This window comes from Ideonella aquatica (assembly GCF_018069755.1).
Classification (GTDB): domain Bacteria; phylum Pseudomonadota; class Gammaproteobacteria; order Burkholderiales; family Burkholderiaceae_C; genus Ideonella; species Ideonella aquatica.
The window spans coordinates 37,822-55,146 of sequence record NZ_JAGQDE010000003.1 but is presented as its reverse complement, the minus strand read 5'-3'; the positions used below and the strand labels follow the sequence as shown (position 1 = coordinate 55,146).

13 protein-coding genes are annotated in these 17,325 nt (G+C 71.2%); 2 read left to right on the top strand and 11 right to left on the bottom strand.

The window, feature by feature from the left end:
* Positions 1-68: 68 nt before the first annotated feature.
* The 8 genes from mraY to KAK06_RS04510 all read right to left on the bottom strand — a co-directional run bounded on the left by mraY (position 69) and on the right by KAK06_RS04510 (position 8,732).
* On the bottom strand, positions 69-1,250 hold the full coding sequence (mraY, locus tag KAK06_RS04545; protein ID WP_210800735.1) for a phospho-N-acetylmuramoyl-pentapeptide-transferase: 1,182 nt from the start codon (positions 1,248-1,250) through the stop codon (positions 69-71).
* Positions 1,241-2,623, bottom strand: a complete 1,383-nt coding sequence (locus tag KAK06_RS04540) for a UDP-N-acetylmuramoyl-tripeptide--D-alanyl-D-alanine ligase (RefSeq protein WP_247652657.1) — start codon at positions 2,621-2,623, stop codon at positions 1,241-1,243. Before KAK06_RS04540 ends, mraY begins: the two co-directional genes overlap by 10 nt.
* Entirely contained in the window at positions 2,620-4,131 is a 1,512-nt protein-coding gene (locus KAK06_RS04535; protein ID WP_210800734.1) for a UDP-N-acetylmuramoyl-L-alanyl-D-glutamate--2,6-diaminopimelate ligase, read from the bottom strand. Before KAK06_RS04535 ends, KAK06_RS04540 begins: the two co-directional genes overlap by 4 nt.
* A 1-nt stretch (position 4,132) precedes the next feature.
* Positions 4,133-5,911: a peptidoglycan D,D-transpeptidase FtsI family protein gene (locus KAK06_RS04530; protein WP_310741034.1), complete on the bottom strand. Its 1,779-nt coding sequence runs from the start codon at positions 5,909-5,911 to the stop codon at positions 4,133-4,135.
* On the bottom strand, positions 5,908-6,204 hold the full coding sequence (gene ftsL, locus KAK06_RS04525; protein ID WP_210800733.1) for a cell division protein FtsL: 297 nt from the start codon (positions 6,202-6,204) through the stop codon (positions 5,908-5,910). Before ftsL ends, KAK06_RS04530 begins: the two co-directional genes overlap by 4 nt.
* A complete protein-coding gene (rsmH, locus tag KAK06_RS04520) occupies positions 6,201-7,154 on the bottom strand; it encodes a 16S rRNA (cytosine(1402)-N(4))-methyltransferase RsmH (protein WP_210800732.1) in 954 nt (317 codons plus the stop codon). The genes ftsL and rsmH overlap by 4 nt, the downstream gene beginning before the upstream one ends.
* Before the next feature lies 1 nt (position 7,155).
* Positions 7,156-7,584, bottom strand: a complete 429-nt coding sequence (locus KAK06_RS04515; protein WP_210801087.1) for a division/cell wall cluster transcriptional repressor MraZ — start codon at positions 7,582-7,584, stop codon at positions 7,156-7,158.
* 242 nt (positions 7,585-7,826) lie between these two features.
* Positions 7,827-8,732, bottom strand: coding sequence for a LysR family transcriptional regulator (locus tag KAK06_RS04510; RefSeq protein WP_210800731.1), 906 nt, complete (start codon positions 8,730-8,732; stop codon positions 7,827-7,829).
* 74 nt (positions 8,733-8,806) lie between these two features.
* On the opposite strand from KAK06_RS04510, the gene KAK06_RS04505 reads away from it, so the two are divergent.
* Complete coding sequence (locus tag KAK06_RS04505; protein ID WP_210800730.1) at positions 8,807-9,802, top strand: sodium-dependent bicarbonate transport family permease; 996 nt, start codon at positions 8,807-8,809, stop codon at positions 9,800-9,802.
* A 24-nt stretch (positions 9,803-9,826) separates the two neighbouring features.
* On the opposite strand, the gene KAK06_RS04500 is transcribed toward KAK06_RS04505, so the two are convergent.
* Positions 9,827-12,514 (bottom strand): alpha-1,6-glucosidase domain-containing protein, encoded by a 2,688-nt coding sequence (locus KAK06_RS04500; protein ID WP_210800729.1) that lies wholly within the window; start codon positions 12,512-12,514, stop codon positions 9,827-9,829.
* Between the two features lie 92 nt (positions 12,515-12,606).
* On the opposite strand from KAK06_RS04500, the gene KAK06_RS04495 reads away from it, so the two are divergent.
* Complete coding sequence (locus KAK06_RS04495) at positions 12,607-14,247, top strand: alpha-amylase family glycosyl hydrolase (RefSeq protein ID WP_210800728.1); 1,641 nt, start codon at positions 12,607-12,609, stop codon at positions 14,245-14,247.
* A 12-nt stretch (positions 14,248-14,259) separates the two neighbouring features.
* On the opposite strand, the gene KAK06_RS04490 is transcribed toward KAK06_RS04495, so the two are convergent.
* The gene (locus KAK06_RS04490; protein ID WP_210800727.1) at positions 14,260-16,404 is read right to left on the bottom strand and encodes a GH92 family glycosyl hydrolase; all 2,145 of its coding nucleotides are present in this window, start codon (positions 16,402-16,404) and stop codon (positions 14,260-14,262) included.
* On the bottom strand, positions 16,404-17,321 hold the full coding sequence (locus KAK06_RS04485) for an alpha/beta hydrolase (protein ID WP_210800726.1): 918 nt from the start codon (positions 17,319-17,321) through the stop codon (positions 16,404-16,406). The genes KAK06_RS04490 and KAK06_RS04485 overlap by 1 nt, the downstream gene beginning before the upstream one ends.
* Between the last annotated feature and the right edge of the window lie 4 nt (positions 17,322-17,325).

Here is a 17,325-nt window from a genome sequence, read left to right as displayed (position 1 = left end):
GCCGCCCCAAGCGGGCCGCGCGCCCCCTCGGGGGGCAGCGAACGAAGTGAGCGTGGGGGCAGACATGTTCAGCGGAGCTTGAGAGAGGCCAGACCCACCAGGCACAGCAGCATGGTGATGATCCAGAAGCGGATGACGACCTGGGTTTCGTTCCAGCCCGATTTCTCGAAGTGGTGGTGCAGCGGCGCCATCAGCAGGATGCGCCGGCCCTCGCCGTACTTGCGCTTGGTGTACTTGAACCAGCCCACCTGCAGCGCCACCGATGCCGCCTCGACGACGAACACGCCGCCCATGATCCCGAGCAGGATCTCCTGGCGCGTGATCACCGCCACCGTGCCCAGCGCGCCACCCAGCGCCAGTGCGCCGACGTCGCCCATGAAGACCTGCGCCGGGTAGGCGTTGAACCACAGGAAGGCCAGGCCGGCCCCGCTGATCGCAGCGCAGAAGATCATCAGCTCGCCCGCGCCGGGGATGTGCGGGAACAGCAGGTACTTCGAGTACACCGCATTGCCCACGACGTAGCTGAAGATAGCCAGCGCCGCCGCCACCAGCACCACCGGCATGATCGCCAGGCCGTCCAGACCGTCGGTCAGGTTGACCGCATTGCTCATGCCGACGATGACGAACCAGGCGAAGAACATGAAGCCGAACACGCCCAGCGGGTAGCTGACCGTCTTGAAGAAGGGCAGCATCAGGTCGGCCTTGGGCGGCAGGTCGTTCGAGAAGCCGCTCTGGATCCAGCGGAAGAACAGCTCGATCACGCGCAGGTTGCTGGTCTCGGACACGCTGAAGGCCAGGTAGATCGCGGCCAGCACGCCGATCAGCGTCTGCCACATGAACTTCTCGCGCGAGGCCATGCCCTCGGGGTTCTTGTCGACCACCTTGCGCCAGTCATCGACCCAGCCGATCGCGCCGAAGCCGAAGGTGACGATCATCACGATCCAGACGAAGCGGTTGCTCCAGTCACTCCACAGCAGCGTGGCGACGAAGATGCCGATCAGGATCAGCGCGCCGCCCATGGTGGGCGTGCCGCTCTTGACCAGGTGGGTCTCCATCGCATAGCCGCGCACCGGCTGGCCGATCTTCAGCTCGGTCAGACGGCGGATCAGCCAGGGGCCGAAGGCCAGGCCGATCAGCAGCGCGGTCATCGCCGCCAGCACCGCACGGAAGGTGATGTACTGGAAGACGCGCAGAAAGCCCAGGCTCTCCGGGTACATCGTTTGCAGCCATTGGGCCAGACTCAGCAGCATGCGCCCTCCTGCGCGGCACCGGCAGCCTGCAGGGCCGCCACCACGCGTTCCATCTGCATGAAGCGCGACCCCTTGACCAGCACCGACGCAAACGCGGGCGCCTCGTTCAGCGCCGCCAGCAGCTGGGGCACGTCGGCAAAGTGGCGCCCGCCGGCGGCGCGCGCGGCGTCGGCGGCCAGCGTGCCGGCGCACCAGACCGTCTCGATGCCGCGTTCGCGCGCATAGGCGCCCACCTCGGCATGGAAGGCCGGGCCCTGGTCGCCCACCTCGCCCATGTCGCCCAGCAGCAGCCAGCGCGGCGCCGGCAGCGCGGCCAGCACGTCGATCGCGGCACGCACCGAATCGGGGTTGGCGTTGTAGGTGTCGTCGATCAGCGTCAGCGCGCGGCCACCGCGTGCCAGCGGCTTGACCTGCGAGCGGCCCTTGACCGGCTCGAAGGCGGCCAGGCCGTCGCGCACCGCCGCCAGCGGCGTGCCAGCGGCCAGCGCCGCGGCCGCGGCCGCCAGCGCGTTCTTGACGTTGTGGCGGCCGGCGATGCGCAGCGCCAGACCGGCCTCGCCCTGCGGCGTGCGCAGACGCAGCGCCCAGTGGTCGATGTCCCAGCGCGCCTCGCCGGTGACGTCGGCCGCCGCGTCGAGCGCGAAGCTCAGCGTGCGCCGCGTGCCGGCCAGCTCACGCCAGACGGCGGTGTAGGCGTCGTCTGCGGGGAAGACCGCCACGCCGTCGGCCTGCAGCGCGCTGATCGCGCAGCCGTTCTCGCGCGCCACCGCCTCGACCGTGCCCATGAACTCCTGGTGCTCGCGCTGGGCGTTGTTGACCAGGGCCACGGTGGGCTGGGCGATGGCGGCCAGTTCGGCGATCTCGCCCGGGTGGTTCATGCCCAGCTCGATCACGGCCGCAGCGTGGCCGTTCAGGCCCAGCACCGTCAGCGGCACGCCGATGTGGTTGTTCAGGTTGCCGCGGGTGGCCAGCGCGCGCTCACCGTGGGCGGCGCGCAGGATGCTGGCGATCATCTGCGTCACCGTGGTCTTGCCGTTGCTGCCGGTCACGGCGATCAGCGGCAGCGTCTGCGTGGCGCGCCAGCCGGCGGCCAGGCGCTGCAGGCCACGCAGGCTGTCGGCCACCTGCAGGCCCGGCAGGCCGGCCTCGGCCAGGCCGCGCTCGGCCAGCGCGGCCACCGCACCGGCGGCGCGCGCCTGGGGCAGGAAGTCATGCGCATCGAAGCGCTCACCCCGCAGCGCGACGAACAGGTCGCCGGGCTGCAGCGTGCGGGTATCGGTGTGCACGCGGGCGAAGGACACGCCCGCGTCACCCAGCAGCACGGCGTCGGCGCCGAGCAACTGGGCAGCCTGACCGAGCGACATCAGCGTCATGCGGTGGCCCTCGCGTGCAGCGCGCCGGCCGCGACCGCGGCGTCCGAGAACGGATGGCGCACGCCGTGCACCTCCTGGTAGTCCTCGTGGCCCTTGCCGGCGATCAGCACCACGTCCTGCGGGCCGGCCGCGGCCAGCGCCTCCAGGATGGCCAGGCGGCGGTCCACCTCCACCGTCAGCTTGATCGTGCCGGCACCGTCGGACAGGCCGCTGACGATCTGCTCGATGATGGCCTGCGGGTCCTCGGAGCGCGGGTTGTCGCTGGTGACCACCACGCGGTGCGCGTAGCGCTCGGCGATCGCGCCCATCAGTGAACGCTTGCCCGGATCGCGGTCGCCGCCGCAGCCAAACACGCACCACAGCTGGCCGCCGCGCGCCTCGGCCAGCGGTTTGAGCGCGCCCAGGGCCTTGTCCAGGGCATCGGGCGTGTGGGCGTAGTCGACCACCACCTCGGGGCCGACGCCCTCGCCCGCCACTCGCTGCATACGGCCAGGCACCGGCGTCACGCGGGCGGCCGCGGCCACGGCTTCGGACAGCGGCACGCCCAGCGCGCGCAGCGCGCCGATCACCACCAGCAGGTTGCTGACGTTGTAGTCGCCGATCAGGCTGGTGCGCGCCTCGACACGACGATCGCCCTCGACCACCGAGAACACCAGGCCGCCATCCTCCCAGCGCACATGCTGGGCCGACAGGCGGGCCTCGCCCTCGACCGACACCGTCCACAGCGCCGGGCCGCGGCCGGCCAGCTCGGCCACCAGCTCGGCGCCGGTGGGGTCGTCGACATTGATCACCGCCGCCTTCAGACCGGGCCAGTCGAACAGCGCGCGCTTGGCGGCGCGGTAGGTGGCCATGTCGCCGTGGTAGTCCAGGTGGTCCTGGGTGAAGTTGGTGAACAGCGCCACGTCGATGGCGGTGGCGTCCAGCCGGTGCTCGACGATGCCGATCGACGAGGCCTCGATCGCGCAGGCCGCAAAGCCGGCGTCGACCATGCGGCGAAAGCCCTGCTGCAGCACCACCGGGTCGGGCGTGGTCAGGCCGGTGTAGACGATCTCGCCAGCGTCGGCGCCCGGCGTGGGCGGCGTGCCCACGCCCAGCGTGCCGACCACGCCGCAGCGCTGGCCCAGCAGCGCCAGCGCCTGAGCCGTCCACCAGGCGGTGCTGGTCTTGCCATTGGTGCCGGTGGTGGCCACCACGCGCAGCGCGGCGCTGGGCTGGCGGTAGAAGGCGTGGGCGATCAGTGGCGTGGCGGCCTTCAGGCCGGGCAGCACGGCGATGCGGGCGTCATCGAAACCGAAGGCCTCGATGCCCTCGGCCTCGACCAGGCAGGTCGAGGCACCGGCGTCCAGCGCCGCCTGCACGAAGCGGCGGCCGTCGGTGGCATAGCCGGGCCAGGCGATGAAGGCATCGCCAGGCTGGACCTGGCGGCTGTCGGTGCGCAGCGCCCCGGTGACCCAGGAGCTGAGCCAGCGGGCGGCGGCGTCGGGATTCTTCAGACGGGTCAGCGGCATCTCACTGCACCTTGTTGGACGGGGTGGCAGGGGCCTGCGCCACCACCTGCGGCTTGACTTCCAGGTCAGGCGGCACACCCAGCGTGCGCAGCGCCTGCTCGACGACGACCTTGAACACCGGCGCGGCCACCAGGCCGCCGTAGTACACCCCGTTGCTCGGCTCGTCGATCATCACGGCCACCACCACCCGCGGCTGGTCCACCGGCGAGAAGCCGGCGAACCAGGCGCGGTACTTGTGGCTGGCGTAGCCCTTGCCCTCCTGCTTGGCGGCGGTGCCGGTCTTGCCACCGGCCGAGTAGCCCAGCGGCTGCGCCAGCGGCGCGGTGCCGTCCTTGCTGACCGTGCCGCGCATCATCTGGCGCAGCGTGCGGGCGGTCTCGGGACGGAACACGCGGGCGGTGGGCAGCGCCTCGCCGCCCTTGACCAGGGTCAGCGGCGCCAGCTCGCCATCGCGGGCGATCGCGGTGTAGGCGCGGGCGATCTGCAGCAACGAGGCCGACAGGCCGTAGCCATAGGCCATCGTGGCCTTCTCCACCGGAAGCCAGCTCTTCCAGGGCCGCAGCTTGCCGGTGGCGGTGCCCGGGAAGCCGATCTGCGGCTTCTGGCCGAAGCCCACGCTCTGGTAGAGCTCGCCCATGGTGCGGGTGTCGATGCGCTGGGCCAGCTTGACCGTGCCGACGTTGGACGACTTCTGGATGATCTGCGCCACCGACATCTCGGGGCGGCCGTGGTCGCCGTCATTGACGCGCAGCGGGCCCACCATGAAGGGGCGGGTGTCGAGCACGGTCTCGGGGCGCACCAGGCCTTCTTCCAGTGCGCGGCCGATGATGAAGGGCTTGACGGTGGAGCCGGGCTCGAAGACGTCGGTGATCGCGCGGTTGCGCAGCTGGTTGCCGCTCAGGTTGCGGCGGTCGCCCGGCACATAGCTGGGGTAGTTGGCCAGCGCCAGGATGTCGCCGCTTTGCGCATCGAGCACCACCACCGAGCCGGCCTTGGCCTTGTGCTGCTGCACCGCGTCGCGCAGGCGCTGGTAGGCCAGCGCCTGGACCTTGGAGTCGATCGTCAGCGTGACGTCGCGGCCATCGCGCGGATCGACCGGGTCACCCAGCTCCTCGACCACCCGGCCCAGCCGGTCCTTGACCACCGCGCGCGAGCCGCCCTGGCCCTTGAGCTGGCGCTGCAGGGCCAGCTCGATGCCCTCCTGGCCGTGGTCCTCGATGTCGGTGAAGCCCACCACGTGCGCGGCGGCCTCGCTTTCGGGGTAGCGGCGGATGTAGCCGGGCTCGAACTGCAGGCCCTTGATCTTCAGCGCGCGCACCTGCTGGGCCACGCCGTCATCCACCTGGCGACGCAGCACCGCATAGGCGCCGCCGTCGGCCAGGCGCGCGTCCACTTCTTTCAGCGGCAGCTTCAGCAGCGTGGCGAGTTCCTTCTTCTGCGCGCTGTCGGCCTGGAAGTGCTGCGGGTTGACGGCGATGGTGGGCGCGTTGACGCTGATCGCCAGGATGCGGCCCTCACGGTCGACGATGCGGCCGCGGTTGGCCGGCAGCGCCACGGTGGAGGCATAGCGCTCCTCGCCCTTCTTCTGGAAGAAGTCGGACTGCAGCACCTGGATGTACAGCGCGCGCCCGGCCAGCACCACCGAGCCCACACCGAACAGCATCACGAGGAAGCGGCTGCGCCAGGGCGGGGTCTTGGAGGCCAGCAGCGGGCTGCTGGAGTAGTTGACACCACGCACCGATTGCACGCCGGTACTCGCTGAGCGCTGGAAGAGCTTCACCGCAGGGCCCCCGAGGCGCTGGACGCGCTGCGCGCGTCGCTGACGTAGACGGTGATGTCCGGCCCCGCCATGCGCATGCCGAGCTTCTCGCGCGCCACGCGCTCGACACGCAGGTGCGTGGCCTGGGCCTGGCGCTCGGCGTCCAGGCGCTTTTCATCGGCCAGCAGCTGCTTTTCGTCGTTCCTGGCGCGCTCGATCTCGACGAACAACCGGCGTGACTCGTAGCTGGTGCGCACCAGGTACAGACCGCTGGCCACCAGCGCGATCAGCAGCAGCACGGACAGGCGCATCATGCGACAAAGCCCTCCGACGTGCGCTGGGCTACGCGCAGCACCGCCGAGCGGGCGCGCGGGTTGGCCGACAGCTCGGCCTGGCCGGCGCGGATGCGGCCCAGCGCCTGCAGGCGCAGCGGGCGGGTGGGCGGCGCAAAGGGCGCGCGGCGGTCGACCTCGGCCTTGCTCTCGCGGTTGATGAAGCTTTTGACGATGCGGTCTTCCAGCGAGTGGAAGCTGATCACCGCCAGGCGGCCGCCCTCACGCAGCCCATCCAGTGCGGCGCTCAGTCCCTGCTCGAGCTCTTCAAGCTCGGCGTTGACGAGAATCCGTAGAGCCTGAAATGTGCGCGTTGCAGGGTCCTGGCCCGGCTCGCGGGTCTTGACCGTGCGAGCCACGAGCTCGGCCAGCTCGCCTGTGGTTCGAACAGGCTTCCCGCTCGCCCGGCGAGCAGCAAGCGCCTTTGAAATCGGTACAGCAAACCGTTCTTCCCCATAGTCGCGAATCACCTGTGCTATCTGGCGCTCGTCGGCGCGGGCCAAGAAATCCGCGGCGGACTCGCCACGGGTCGGGTCCATGCGCATGTCCAGCGGGCCGTCGAAACGGAAGCTGAACCCGCGCTCGGGGTTGTCGATCTGCGGCGACGAGACGCCCAAGTCCAGCATCACGCCGTCGAGCGTGCCGGCGCCGCGTTCGGCCAGCAGCTCGGCCATCGCGGTGAAGCTGGCGTGGCGGATCTCGAAGCGCGGGTCGGCGATGGCCTGCGGGCCTGTGGTGGCCGCGGCCACCGCCTCAGGGTCCTTGTCGAAGGCGATCAGGCGACCGGCGGGCGCCAGCTTCGACAGCAGCAGGCGCGAGTGGCCGCCACGGCCGAAGGTGCCGTCGACATAGCAGCCCTCGGGCCGCGCGAGCACCGCGTCAACGGTCTCGTTCAGCAGCACGGTGGTGTGGGTGAAGCCGGTATCGCTCACGTCACATCACCATGTTGGCCAGGCCGTCGGGCATGGGGCCCGCCAGCGTGGCCTCTTCATTGGCCAGGTAGCGCGCGCGGTCCCAGATTTCCATGCGCGAGCCCATGCCCACCAGCATCAGCTCCTTGCCCAGACCAGCCCACTCGCGCAGCTCGGGCGACAGCAGCACGCGCGAGCCGCCGTCGATGTCCACATCCATGGCACTGCCGATGAACAGCCGCCGCCAGGCCTCGGAGCCCATCGGCAACGCCATCAGCTTGGCGCGGAACTCCACCCAGGCCGGACGCGGGAACAGCAGCAGGCAGCGGCTGGGGTGCTTGGTCAGGGTCATCTGCCCGGCGCACAAGGCGGCCAGCGCATCGCGGAAACGGGCGGGAACGGTGACCCGCCCCTTGCCGTCCAGCGTCAGCGCAGACTCGCCTTGGAACACAAAATCGGACACGAGAACCTACAAAAGTGCACTTTCCCCCACTTTAACCCACCACCCACCCCGGGTCAACGCATCCGAGCAAAAAATTCAATGAAATCAGTCACTTACACGCGATTGCAAAGGCAGCGTCACGTAAATTTCGCTTCACAAACAAGGACTTGGGAAGGGGTTCGAAAGTGAACCCTCAAGACGGCTGGTGCGCCAGAGCTGGATGGATCACCAGCTCCGGCCCCGCCGCAGCCTCATGAATGCACTGCCCACCCCGCCGAGGCCGCATGCAGGTGTGCCACGAAGGCCTGCGCCGCCGGTGACAGGCGGCGACCGGTCGGCCACAGCACCGACCACGACGAGGGCACCGGAAAGCGCTGCACCGACGGCAGGGCCAGGCCTTCGCGTGCCGGGTCCGCCGCCAGCGCGTGGCGCGACACCACCCCCAGCCCCATGCCGGCGGCCACGGCCTGCTTGATCGCCTCGTTGTCGCCCAGCTCCAGCCGCACGCGCGGCTGCAGGCCCAGCGCCGCCAGGTGGGCATCCACGGCCAGGCGCGTGCCCGAGCCCTGCTCGCGCAGGATGAAGGGTTCGCCGCGCAGGCGCTGCCAGCGCAGCCGCGGCACGGCGGCCAGCGGGTGGTGCAGCGGCGCAATCAGCACCAGCGGGTTGTCCATCAGCGTCTCGGCCTGGTGGGCAATGTCGCGCGGCGGCTGCGACAGCAGGTAGAGGTCGTCAAGCTGCTCGCGCAGGCGCTGCACCACGCGGTCGCGGTTGAGCACCTCCAGCGTGATGTCGATGCCGGGGTGGGCCTGGCAGAACGGGCCCAGCATGCGCGGCAGGAAGTACTTGGCGGTGCTGGCCAGGCACACCCGCAGCCGCCCCTGCTCCAGGCCTTTCATCGCGGCGATGCGCTGCTCCAGCGCCTCCCACTCGTCGACCATGCGCTGGGCGGCCGCGGCCACCTCGTGACCGGCAGCGGTCAGCCGCACCCGGCGACCAGCCGCCTCATGGAGCGGCAGGCCCAGCGCCTCGGACAGCTCGCGCAGCTGCATCGACGCGGTGGGCTGGCTCACATGGCAGTCGCGCGCGGCGGCCGTGATGCTGCCGGTGCGCGACAGCGCCAGCAGCAGACGCAGACGCCGAAAACTCGGATTCATAGCACTTTCGATATGTTCTCGATCAGTATTATCGATTTTTCAATAAAGCCATGACACCCTAGCATCCGGGCCTCATGGCTGCGCTGCTCGACCCCGTCCTGCTCTTTTTCGCCCTCGGCATCGTCGCGGGCCTGATGAAATCCTCGCTGGAGGTACCGCCCCAGCTGTCGCGCTTCCTGGCGCTGTACCTGCTGATGGCGCTGGGCCTGAAGGGGGGCTTCGCACTGGCCCGCTCGGGTCTGACACTCGACATTGCCACGGCGCTGGCCTGCGCAGTGGTGCTGTCGGTGGTGGTGCCGGCGCTGGCCTGGGTGGCGCTGCGTCGACTGCTGCCGCCGTTCGACGCGCTGGCGGTGTCCGCCACCTATGGCAGCGTGAGCGCGGTGACCTTCATCACCGCGATGCATGTGCTGGAGCAGCAGGGCACGCCGGCCGGTGGCCACATGGCGGCGGCGATGGCGCTGATGGAGTCGCCCGCCATCCTGCTGGCCGTGGCCTCGGCCCAGGTGCTGCGCAGCCGGCTCGCCACCCTGCCTGCGGGTGAACACCCCCCGGCTGCCACCACCGGGAGCGCCACCGCGCTGGGCACCGCCCTGCGCGAGGCCTGCACCGACGGCGGACTGCTGCTGCTGATGGGCTCGCTGCTGGTGGGCCTGGCCTCAGGCGAAGCCGGCGCGCGCTCGATGACGCTGTTCACCGGTGACCTGTTCAAGGGCCTGCTCGCCTTCTTCCTGCTCGACATGGGCCTGCTGACCGCCCGCCAGCTGGGCAGCCTGCGCGGCCTGCCGCCTGCGCTGTGGCTGTATGGCGTGGGCGGTCCGCTGGTGCACGCCACGCTGGCGCTGGGCCTGGCGGCGCTGGTGGGCCTAGGCGCCGCTGATGGCGCGGTGCTGATGGTGCTGGCCGCCAGCGCCTCGTACATCGCGGTGCCGGCGGTGCTGCGCCACGCGGTCCCCGAGGCGCGGCCGGCGGTCTATGTCGGCCTGTCGCTGGGCCTGACCTTCCCGTTCAATCTGGTGCTGGGGATTCCGCTGTACACCGCGGCGGCGCGGGCGCTGCTGCCGGGCTGACGGTGCGCCGGACGCCGCGCCACTTCAGCGCGGCGCCACGCAGACCAGCACGCTCTGCGCCGGCAGATCCAAACCGCCCTGGCCAGTGCCGGCCAGGCAGTCGGTGCCGCGATGCAGGATTCCCGCCACAGAGGCCAGCACCGGGTGGTTGGTCCAGCGTCCCTCGGGCAGCGCGAAGCGGCGGGGTGTCCGGCTGGCATTGACCAGCAGCAGCAACTGGCCGAACTGGGCGTCAGGCCGGCCGCGGCCGTCGATCTGCACGGCCAGCAGCGCGGGCTCGGCGGGCAGCACGCGCACGCGCTGCAGCACCTCGTCGGCGCCGGCCAGGCGCAGCAGCGGCGTGCTGGCGCGGATGCGTAGCAGGTCCAGGAAGCCCTCGCGCACCAGTGCGATCTCGCGCGGGGTCGGGGCGATGCGGGTGTCGGCCAGGCGCTCGCGCATCGCCGGCCAGTCGGCCTGGTTGTCGCCCGCGGGCGGCAGGCCGGTGCCGAAGACATGGCGCTGGCCGGTCCAGTCGATGCGGTTGAACCAGTCGCCCGAGTCGAAGCTGTTGCGGTCCAGGCTCTTGCTGCGCAGCAGCTCACCGCCGGCATGGAAATAGGCCACCCCCTGGCTGAAGGCCACGGTGGCCAGGGCCACCAGCTGGGCGCGCGCGCGCACCTCACGCGGCGTGTCGGGCGGCAGCTTCATCACGCCGTTGTCGAACAGCGTCTGGTTGTCGTGGTTCTCGACGTAGTTGACCACCTCGGTGGGCTGGCTCGCGTAGCCAGCCGGCTGACCGGCGTAGTCGACGGCCTGCGCCTCGCGCACGCTGCCGTCTTGCTGGCGCAGCGGATAGTGGCGCAGGCTGCCGGCGGCGCCGGCGCGTAGCCACAGGGCGGCGCGCTGCAGCTCGGCATCGTCCGCGCTGCGGTCGGCCAGGCCGAAGGCCCAGCCGGCGCGCTGCAACAGCGCGGCGCCGCTGTCACCGGCGCCGCCGCCGCGCACGGCGTCGCGCAGGCGGTCGTTGAAGCTGCCGATGCCGCTGCCGTTCAGGCTGAGCTGGCTGGCCTGCTCGAAGCGCGCACCGCTGGCCACCTCGCCGAAATTCCAGCCCTCGCCGATCAGCGGGATCACGCGGTCGGGCAGCTCGGCGCGCAGGCGCTGCTGCAGGCGCTCCATCAGCGCCCGTGGCTGATGGCCCATCAGGTCGAAGCGGAAGCTGTCGATGTGGTGTGCCCGGGCCCACAGCAGCACCGAGTCCACCAGCAGCTTGCCCATCATGCGGTGCTCGGTGGCGGTGTTGTCGCAGCAGGTGCTGCGCTCGACCACACCATCCGCGTTGAGTCGGTGGTAGTAGCCTGGCACCACGCGGTCGAGCACCGCATTGGGGTGCTGGCCCGAGGCCACGGTGTGGTTGTAGACCACATCCATGCCCACCCGCAGGCCGGCGCGGTGCAGGGCCATCACCATCTGGCGGAATTCGTGCAGACGCGACGCACCATCGGCCGCCCGGCGGCTGTAGCTGCCCTCCGGGGCATTGAACAGCACCGGGTCGTAGCCCCAGTTGAAGCAATCGCGCGCCGCGCTGGCGGCCACCGCAGCCTGCTGCGTCGCGTCGGCCGGGCCGCCGCGGGGAGTGGGCGTGACGCAGCCGGCTTCGGGCACGGCGCCATGGTCGAACACCGGCAGCAGGTGCACATCGGTCAAGCCGGCGCGGGCCAGCGTGCGCAGGTGGCGCATGCCGGCGCTGTCGGCATGGGTGAAGGCGGTGTAGCGGCCGCGATCGGCGCGCGGCACGCTGCTGTCGCCGATGGAGAAATCGCGCAGGTGCAGCTCGTAGACCGTCATGTCGGTGGCCTGGCGCACACTGGCAGGCGCGCGGTCGGCGGCCCAGCCCAGCGGTGTGACCGCCGGCTCATCCAGGCCGCTGACATAGGCGCGGCGCGCGTCCACGCCGGCCGACACCGCATACGGGTCAGCCACACGCTGGCGCACCAGGCCCGTGCCGGGCGTCCACACATCCACCAGATAGCGGTAGTAGCGGCCGCGCGCATCGCCCGCAAGCGCCAGTTGCCAGCTGCCGGTGGCGTCGTCGCGGCGCAGTGCGTGCTGCGCCAGGGCCGGGCCGGCGTCGGCGCGGTACAGGCACAGCGACACCGCCTGCGCCGTCGGCGCCCACAGGCGCCAGCGGCTCTCGCTGGGGCCGGGCTGCGCCCCCAGGTCATCGAGCGACTCGGCGGCGGCGTAGAGGTCATCCAGTGCACCGGCGATCTGCAGGCCGGCAGCAGCGGTGACCCGGCCCTCGGCGTCCAGGCGCACCACCCGCGTCTCGCCACGCAACTGCTGCGGCAACGTGGCCACCGCCTCCGCAGGCAGCGCGCGCCAGGCGCCGTCGCCCAGGTAGCGCAGGCGCTGAGCGGCCTCGGCCGGCACCGCACGGTCGACGGACAGCCGCCAGCGCTGCACCACGCCTTGCGGGGCCTGGCCCAGCGGCGTGCGCAGCCCCCCTTGGGGCGCGGCCAGCAGCCAGACCTCTGCGTCGGCAGGAGCCCCCGCCCACAGCAGGCGATGTCGATCGGCCAGCACCGCGCGCGCCGCTGGCGCCGGTTCGGCCGCCGCCGTCAGCACGCGCCAGGGCGCCGGGTCGTTGCAGTCATCCTGGGCCTGCACGGCAGGTGCCAGCAGAGCCGGCAGCCAGGCCCAGATGGCGTTCCAACAAAGGCGATTCATGGCGTCAAATGTACCCAAATTACAGCCAGTTTGACCATGCGTGAAACCGCATCTCTTGGCAACTCCTCAGCCATGTGCCAGCATCCAGGCTTATGAATGTAGCCATACTACACACGCTGCGTGCAACAACCCTGGCCCTGTGGAGCACCTGGGCCCTGGCCGCCGCCGAGCCGGCCTTCGACCGCAGCCCGCAGCCGATGCGTGCCGCCCCCAGCGCCCTGCCCGCCGGCTGGCAGCAGGGTGTGTTCATGGAGATTTTCGTCCGGGCGTACCAGGACAGCGATGGCGACGGCATCGGCGACCTGCGCGGCCTGATCAGCCGCCTGGACGAGCTGCAGGCACTGGGCATCCGTGGCCTGTGGCTGATGCCGATCACCGCCAGCGCCGACCACGACCATGGCTACGCCACCACCGACCACCGCGCGGTGGAGCCCGCCTACGGCACGCTGGACGACATGGATACGCTGCTGCGCGAGGCCCACCGCCGCGGCATCGGTGTGGTGATGGACTACGTGGTCAACCATGCCTCGTGGCAGCACCCGGCCTTCCAGGCGGCCATCGCCGATCCGCGCAGTCCCTGGCGCGACTGGTTCGTCTTCAGCCAGGACGCGCCCCAGGGCTGGAAGATCTGGGACGCCAACCCCTGGTACTGGCTGCCCAGCCGCCCCTGGGAGCACGGCGACCCCAAAACCCAGCCGCCCGCGCCGCCAGGCGCGAAGGACCACTTCTTCGGCACCTTCGGGCCGCACATGCCCGACTTCAACCTGCGCCGGCCGGAGGTTTTCGAGTACCACCTGGACTCGCTGCGCTTCTGGCTCAACCGCGGACTGGACGGCTTCCGACTGGATGCCGTGCCGCACATGATCGAGAACGACGCGGTGCGCTGGAACGACCAGCCCGAGAGCCGTGCCCTGACCAAGCGGCTGCAGGACACCATCCTCGCCTACCCGAACCGCTATGTGGTCTGCGAAGCCACCGCCGAGCCGCAGGCCTATGGCGACCCAGCAGTGTGCGGCGGCGCCTTCGCCTTTGGCTACCAGCACCACTTCGTCAAGGCGGCGCAGGGTGAGGCCTCGTCGGTGGCGGCGCTGGCCACGTACTACCGCAGCGCGTCGCCACGCATGGCCACCTTCACCAGCAGCCATGACATCTTCGCCGGCCTGCGCCTGTGGGACCAGGTAGGCGGCGACGAGGCCCGCTACCGCCTGGCCGCCGCCGGCTACCTGCTGCAGCCCGGCACGCCCTTCGTCTACTACGGCGAGGAGGTCGGCCAGGCCAGCCTGCCGGGCCTGACGGGCGACCGGCCGGTGCGCGGCTCGATGAGCTGGAACGCGGAGCGCCCCGGCGCCGGCTTCAGCCCCAAAGGCCCCTACAACGGACGCGCGCCCAATGCCGACACCCACCACCTGGCCGCGCAGCGCGCTGACCCGCACTCGCTGTGGCACTTCTACCGCGAGGTGATCGGCCTGCGCAACGCCCGACCCAGCCTGGCCCGGGGCGACTTCGCGCACAGCAGCGCCGATGGCCTGCTGCTGGCCTTCCAGCGCCGTCTGGGCAACGAACGCACACTGGTGCTGATCAACTACGGCCAGGGTCCTGCGCTGGCCCGGCCCGTCGGGCTGCCCGACGGGGTGCGCCCGACGCTGTTGTGGCGCAGCAGCCCAGGACCCGCGGATGCCAGCGCCTTCATGCTGGCGCCGCAGTCGGTGGCGGTGTTCGCGATCGACGGTTGAGCGACCCGCGCTTCAGCGCCAATGCAGGTGCTGCGCGCCGACCAGGTCCTGGTGGCGCACGGCCGGTGCGTCCACCGGCCGGCCGTCCAGCAGCGCGCGGGCCCCGCGTCCACTGATGCGCAGCCAGCGACCGTCCGCCAGGCGCAGCTCGGCCTGCCTGAGCATGGGCTGCCCCAGCACGTACTCGCCGCTGAAGGGCTGCGCCGGGTACAGGCCCAGCAACGCGAACACCAGCCAGGCACTCATCTGGCCGACATCGTCGTTGCCGACCAGACCGCCCGGGCCGATGCCGTAGAAGCGCCGCACGATGCGCTCGCGCAGGCGCTGGCCCTTCTCGGGGGCGTTGGTGTAGGCGTAGAGCCAGCTGATGTGGTGGCTGGGCTCGTTGCCGTGGGCGTATTGGCCGATCAGCGCCTCCTGGCCCAGGTGCTTGTCCGGGTGGGGCACCGGCAGGCTGAAGAAGCGGTCCAGCCAGGCCTCCAAACCCGCTGCGCCACCCAGGCGCTGGCGGAAACCCGCCACATCGTGCAGCGCGGGCGTGGCGGTGTATTGCCAGGCGTTGGCCTCGGTGTAGTCGCCGGGGTTCTTCAGCGGCGAGGTGGCAGCCACCGGGTCGAAGGGCGTGCGCCAGCGGCCCTGGCTGTCCTTGCCGCGCAGCGTGCGCGTCTGCTCGTCGAACAGCTGCAGCCAAGCGCGCGAGCGGGTGCGGAAACGCTCGGCCAGCGCCGGCTCGCCCAGCCGCTGGGCGACGGCTGCCACCGCCGCATCGCCGTAGCCCAACTCGGCCGTCATGCTGACCGACTCGCCGGCCTGCAGATCGAAGGGCAGGTAGCCGTGCTGGTCCAGCAGCAGCCAGCCGCGCTGGGCCCAGGCCGGGGCGTCGGGCCGCTCGCGGGTGCTGGTCTCGACCATGGCCGCCAGCGCGGCGCGCTCGTCGATCGCACCGCCCTCGCCCAGACCCTTGACCAGCGCGTCGGCGATCACCGGCAGCGCCGGGTTGCCGATCATGGTGTAGGTCTCGCGGCCCCAGCTGGTCCACAAGGGCAGCCAGCCCATCTGCCGGTGGTGGGCCAGCAAGGTGTTGACGAAGCCGGGCACCCGCTCGGGCACGACCAGCGTGAACAGCGGGTGCGAGGCACGAAAGGTGTCCCACAGGCTCAGTGTCGAGTAGTAGACGCCACCCGGCGCCTGCAGCACCTCGCCACGCGGGCCGCGCACGCGGCCGTCGGCGTCGGCGATGTCGCTGGGGTGCTGCAGGGCGCGGTACAGCGCCGAGTAGAAGAGGCGCCGCGTGCGCGCATCCGCCTGGATGCGGATGCGCTGCAGCAGCGCGGTCCACGCCGTCTCGGCGGCGTCACGCACCGTCTCGAAGGACTGTCCCGCCACGGTGTCGAGGTTGCCTTGCGCACCCGCCTCGTCCACGGTGGACAAGGCGATGCGCGCTTCCAGCGTGCGCGCCCGGCCGAGGTCGAACTCCAGCAATTCACGCGGTGCCCGATCGCCAGGCCGCGGCGGCAGTGTCTGGCGCTTGCGCACCGGCTGGCTGAACTGGACGACGAAGGACAGCTGCCGCTCCACCCAGTTGCGCCGCCAGACCGTGCCCTGCAGGCCGTCGTCGCGCGCCCTCACCTCAGCGCGCAGCGCCGCCGGCCCATCGACGTAGTGCAAGCCGTGCTGCAGGTCGACCAGCACCTGGACGCGGCCCGGTCGGTCGAAGCGGTAGCGCTGCAAGGCCACCTTCGGTGCGGCGCTCAGCTCGACGCGCACGCCATGGGCGGCCAGGCGCACGGCGTAGTGGCCCGGGCGGGCACGCTCCTCGGACTTGCGGGCGCTGAAGTCGCGCGTCTGCGCGCCCCAGTGCGTGCCGGCGCGCGGCTGCAACAGGACGTCGCCCAGTTCCGGAATGCCGGCGCCGCTGTGGTGGGTGTTCGAGAAGCCCAGGATGCGCGGGTGGCGGAACTGGTAGCCGGCGCTGTAGCGCCAGCCGCGGTCGGCGTTGTCGGGCGCGGGGAACACCATGCCGAAGGGCACGGTGGCGCCGGGCGTCACATGGCCGGTGCCGTCGGTGCCGATGAAGGGGTCGACCTCGCGGTGGACCGCCGACGCTGCCGACAGCCCCCAGGTGGCCAGCGTCAGCCCGCACAGCCAGCGGCGCATCACGTCCCCAGCAGACAACCCAGCACCTCGGGCAGACGGTCGCGCCAGGCGCGCTCGTTGTGGCCGGTGCCGGGATAGACCCGGCTGGCAAACTGCGGTGCCCGAAAGCCCTTCGCGGCCATCAAGGCGTCGACCCGGTCCTGGGCCTGGTCATACAGTGCGTCGAGCTCCTGATCGCCGCGGTCCATCCACAGCCGCACGCTGTCTGGTGGCGGCAGCCTGTCGTGCAGGTAGCGCAGCGCGGCAGCCGGGACCACCTCGTTGCGCTCGAAGCCCCCGATCCAGTGTGTGCTCAGGCAGGCGGCGCCGCCAAACACCTGCGGGTGCTCGCACAGCCCGTACAGGCTGATCAGGCCGCCCATGCTGGAGCCGCCCAGGAAGCAGTGCTCGCGACCGGGCTGCGTGGCGTAGCGGGCGTCGACCGCCGGCTTGAGCTCTTCAACCAGGTAGCGCAGGTAGGCATCGCTGCGCGGCGGCCCCTGCAGCGCACGCTCGGCCAGGGTCTGGCGCCAGGTATCGTCCAGCAGGGGCAGCCAGGCCTGCGGGAAGTACTCGGCAAAGCGCAGCTTGTCCAGGTTCCAGGGCGCCACCACGATGAAGTCGCGCAGCACGCCGCGGGCCAGCAGCGGCGCCGCCATGCGGTCGATCTCCCAGGCCTGCTTGTTCCAGGTGGTGGCGGGGTCGAACAGCATCTGGCCGTCGTGCATGTACAGCACGGCGTGAGGGCGCCGGCCGTCATAGCCGGGCGGCAGCCACACGTCGACCGGACGGGGGTCGACCTGGCGCGAGGCCATGGCGGGCAGGCGCTCGAGGCGACCGAACTGCACGGTGGGCATCGCGGGGCTCCGGGTCAGCGGCGGCTGCGCACAGGCGCTCAGCAGCAGCGGCAGGCTCAGGGTGTGGCGGCGGGTGATCATGGTG

Excerpts from the sequence above, each read along its gene's own strand:
- mraY (WP_210800735.1), bottom strand. The coding sequence starts at position 1,250 with ATGCTGCTGAGTCTGGCCCAATGGCTGCAAACGATGTACCCGGAGAGC.
- KAK06_RS04540 (WP_247652657.1), bottom strand. The coding sequence starts at position 2,623 with ATGACGCTGATGTCGCTCGGTCAGGCTGCCCAGTTGCTCGGCGCCGAC.
- KAK06_RS04535 (WP_210800734.1), bottom strand. The coding sequence starts at position 4,131 with ATGCCGCTGACCCGTCTGAAGAATCCCGACGCCGCCGCCCGCTGGCTC.
- ftsL (WP_210800733.1), bottom strand. The coding sequence starts at position 6,204 with ATGATGCGCCTGTCCGTGCTGCTGCTGATCGCGCTGGTGGCCAGCGGT.
- KAK06_RS04510 (WP_210800731.1), bottom strand. The coding sequence starts at position 8,732 with ATGAATCCGAGTTTTCGGCGTCTGCGTCTGCTGCTGGCGCTGTCGCGC.
- KAK06_RS04505 (WP_210800730.1), top strand. The coding sequence starts at position 8,807 with ATGGCTGCGCTGCTCGACCCCGTCCTGCTCTTTTTCGCCCTCGGCATC.
- KAK06_RS04500 (WP_210800729.1), bottom strand. The coding sequence starts at position 12,514 with ATGAATCGCCTTTGTTGGAACGCCATCTGGGCCTGGCTGCCGGCTCTG.
- KAK06_RS04495 (WP_210800728.1), top strand. The coding sequence starts at position 12,607 with ATGAATGTAGCCATACTACACACGCTGCGTGCAACAACCCTGGCCCTG.
- KAK06_RS04490 (WP_210800727.1), bottom strand. The coding sequence starts at position 16,404 with ATGCGCCGCTGGCTGTGCGGGCTGACGCTGGCCACCTGGGGGCTGTCG.
- KAK06_RS04485 (WP_210800726.1), bottom strand. The coding sequence starts at position 17,321 with ATGATCACCCGCCGCCACACCCTGAGCCTGCCGCTGCTGCTGAGCGCC.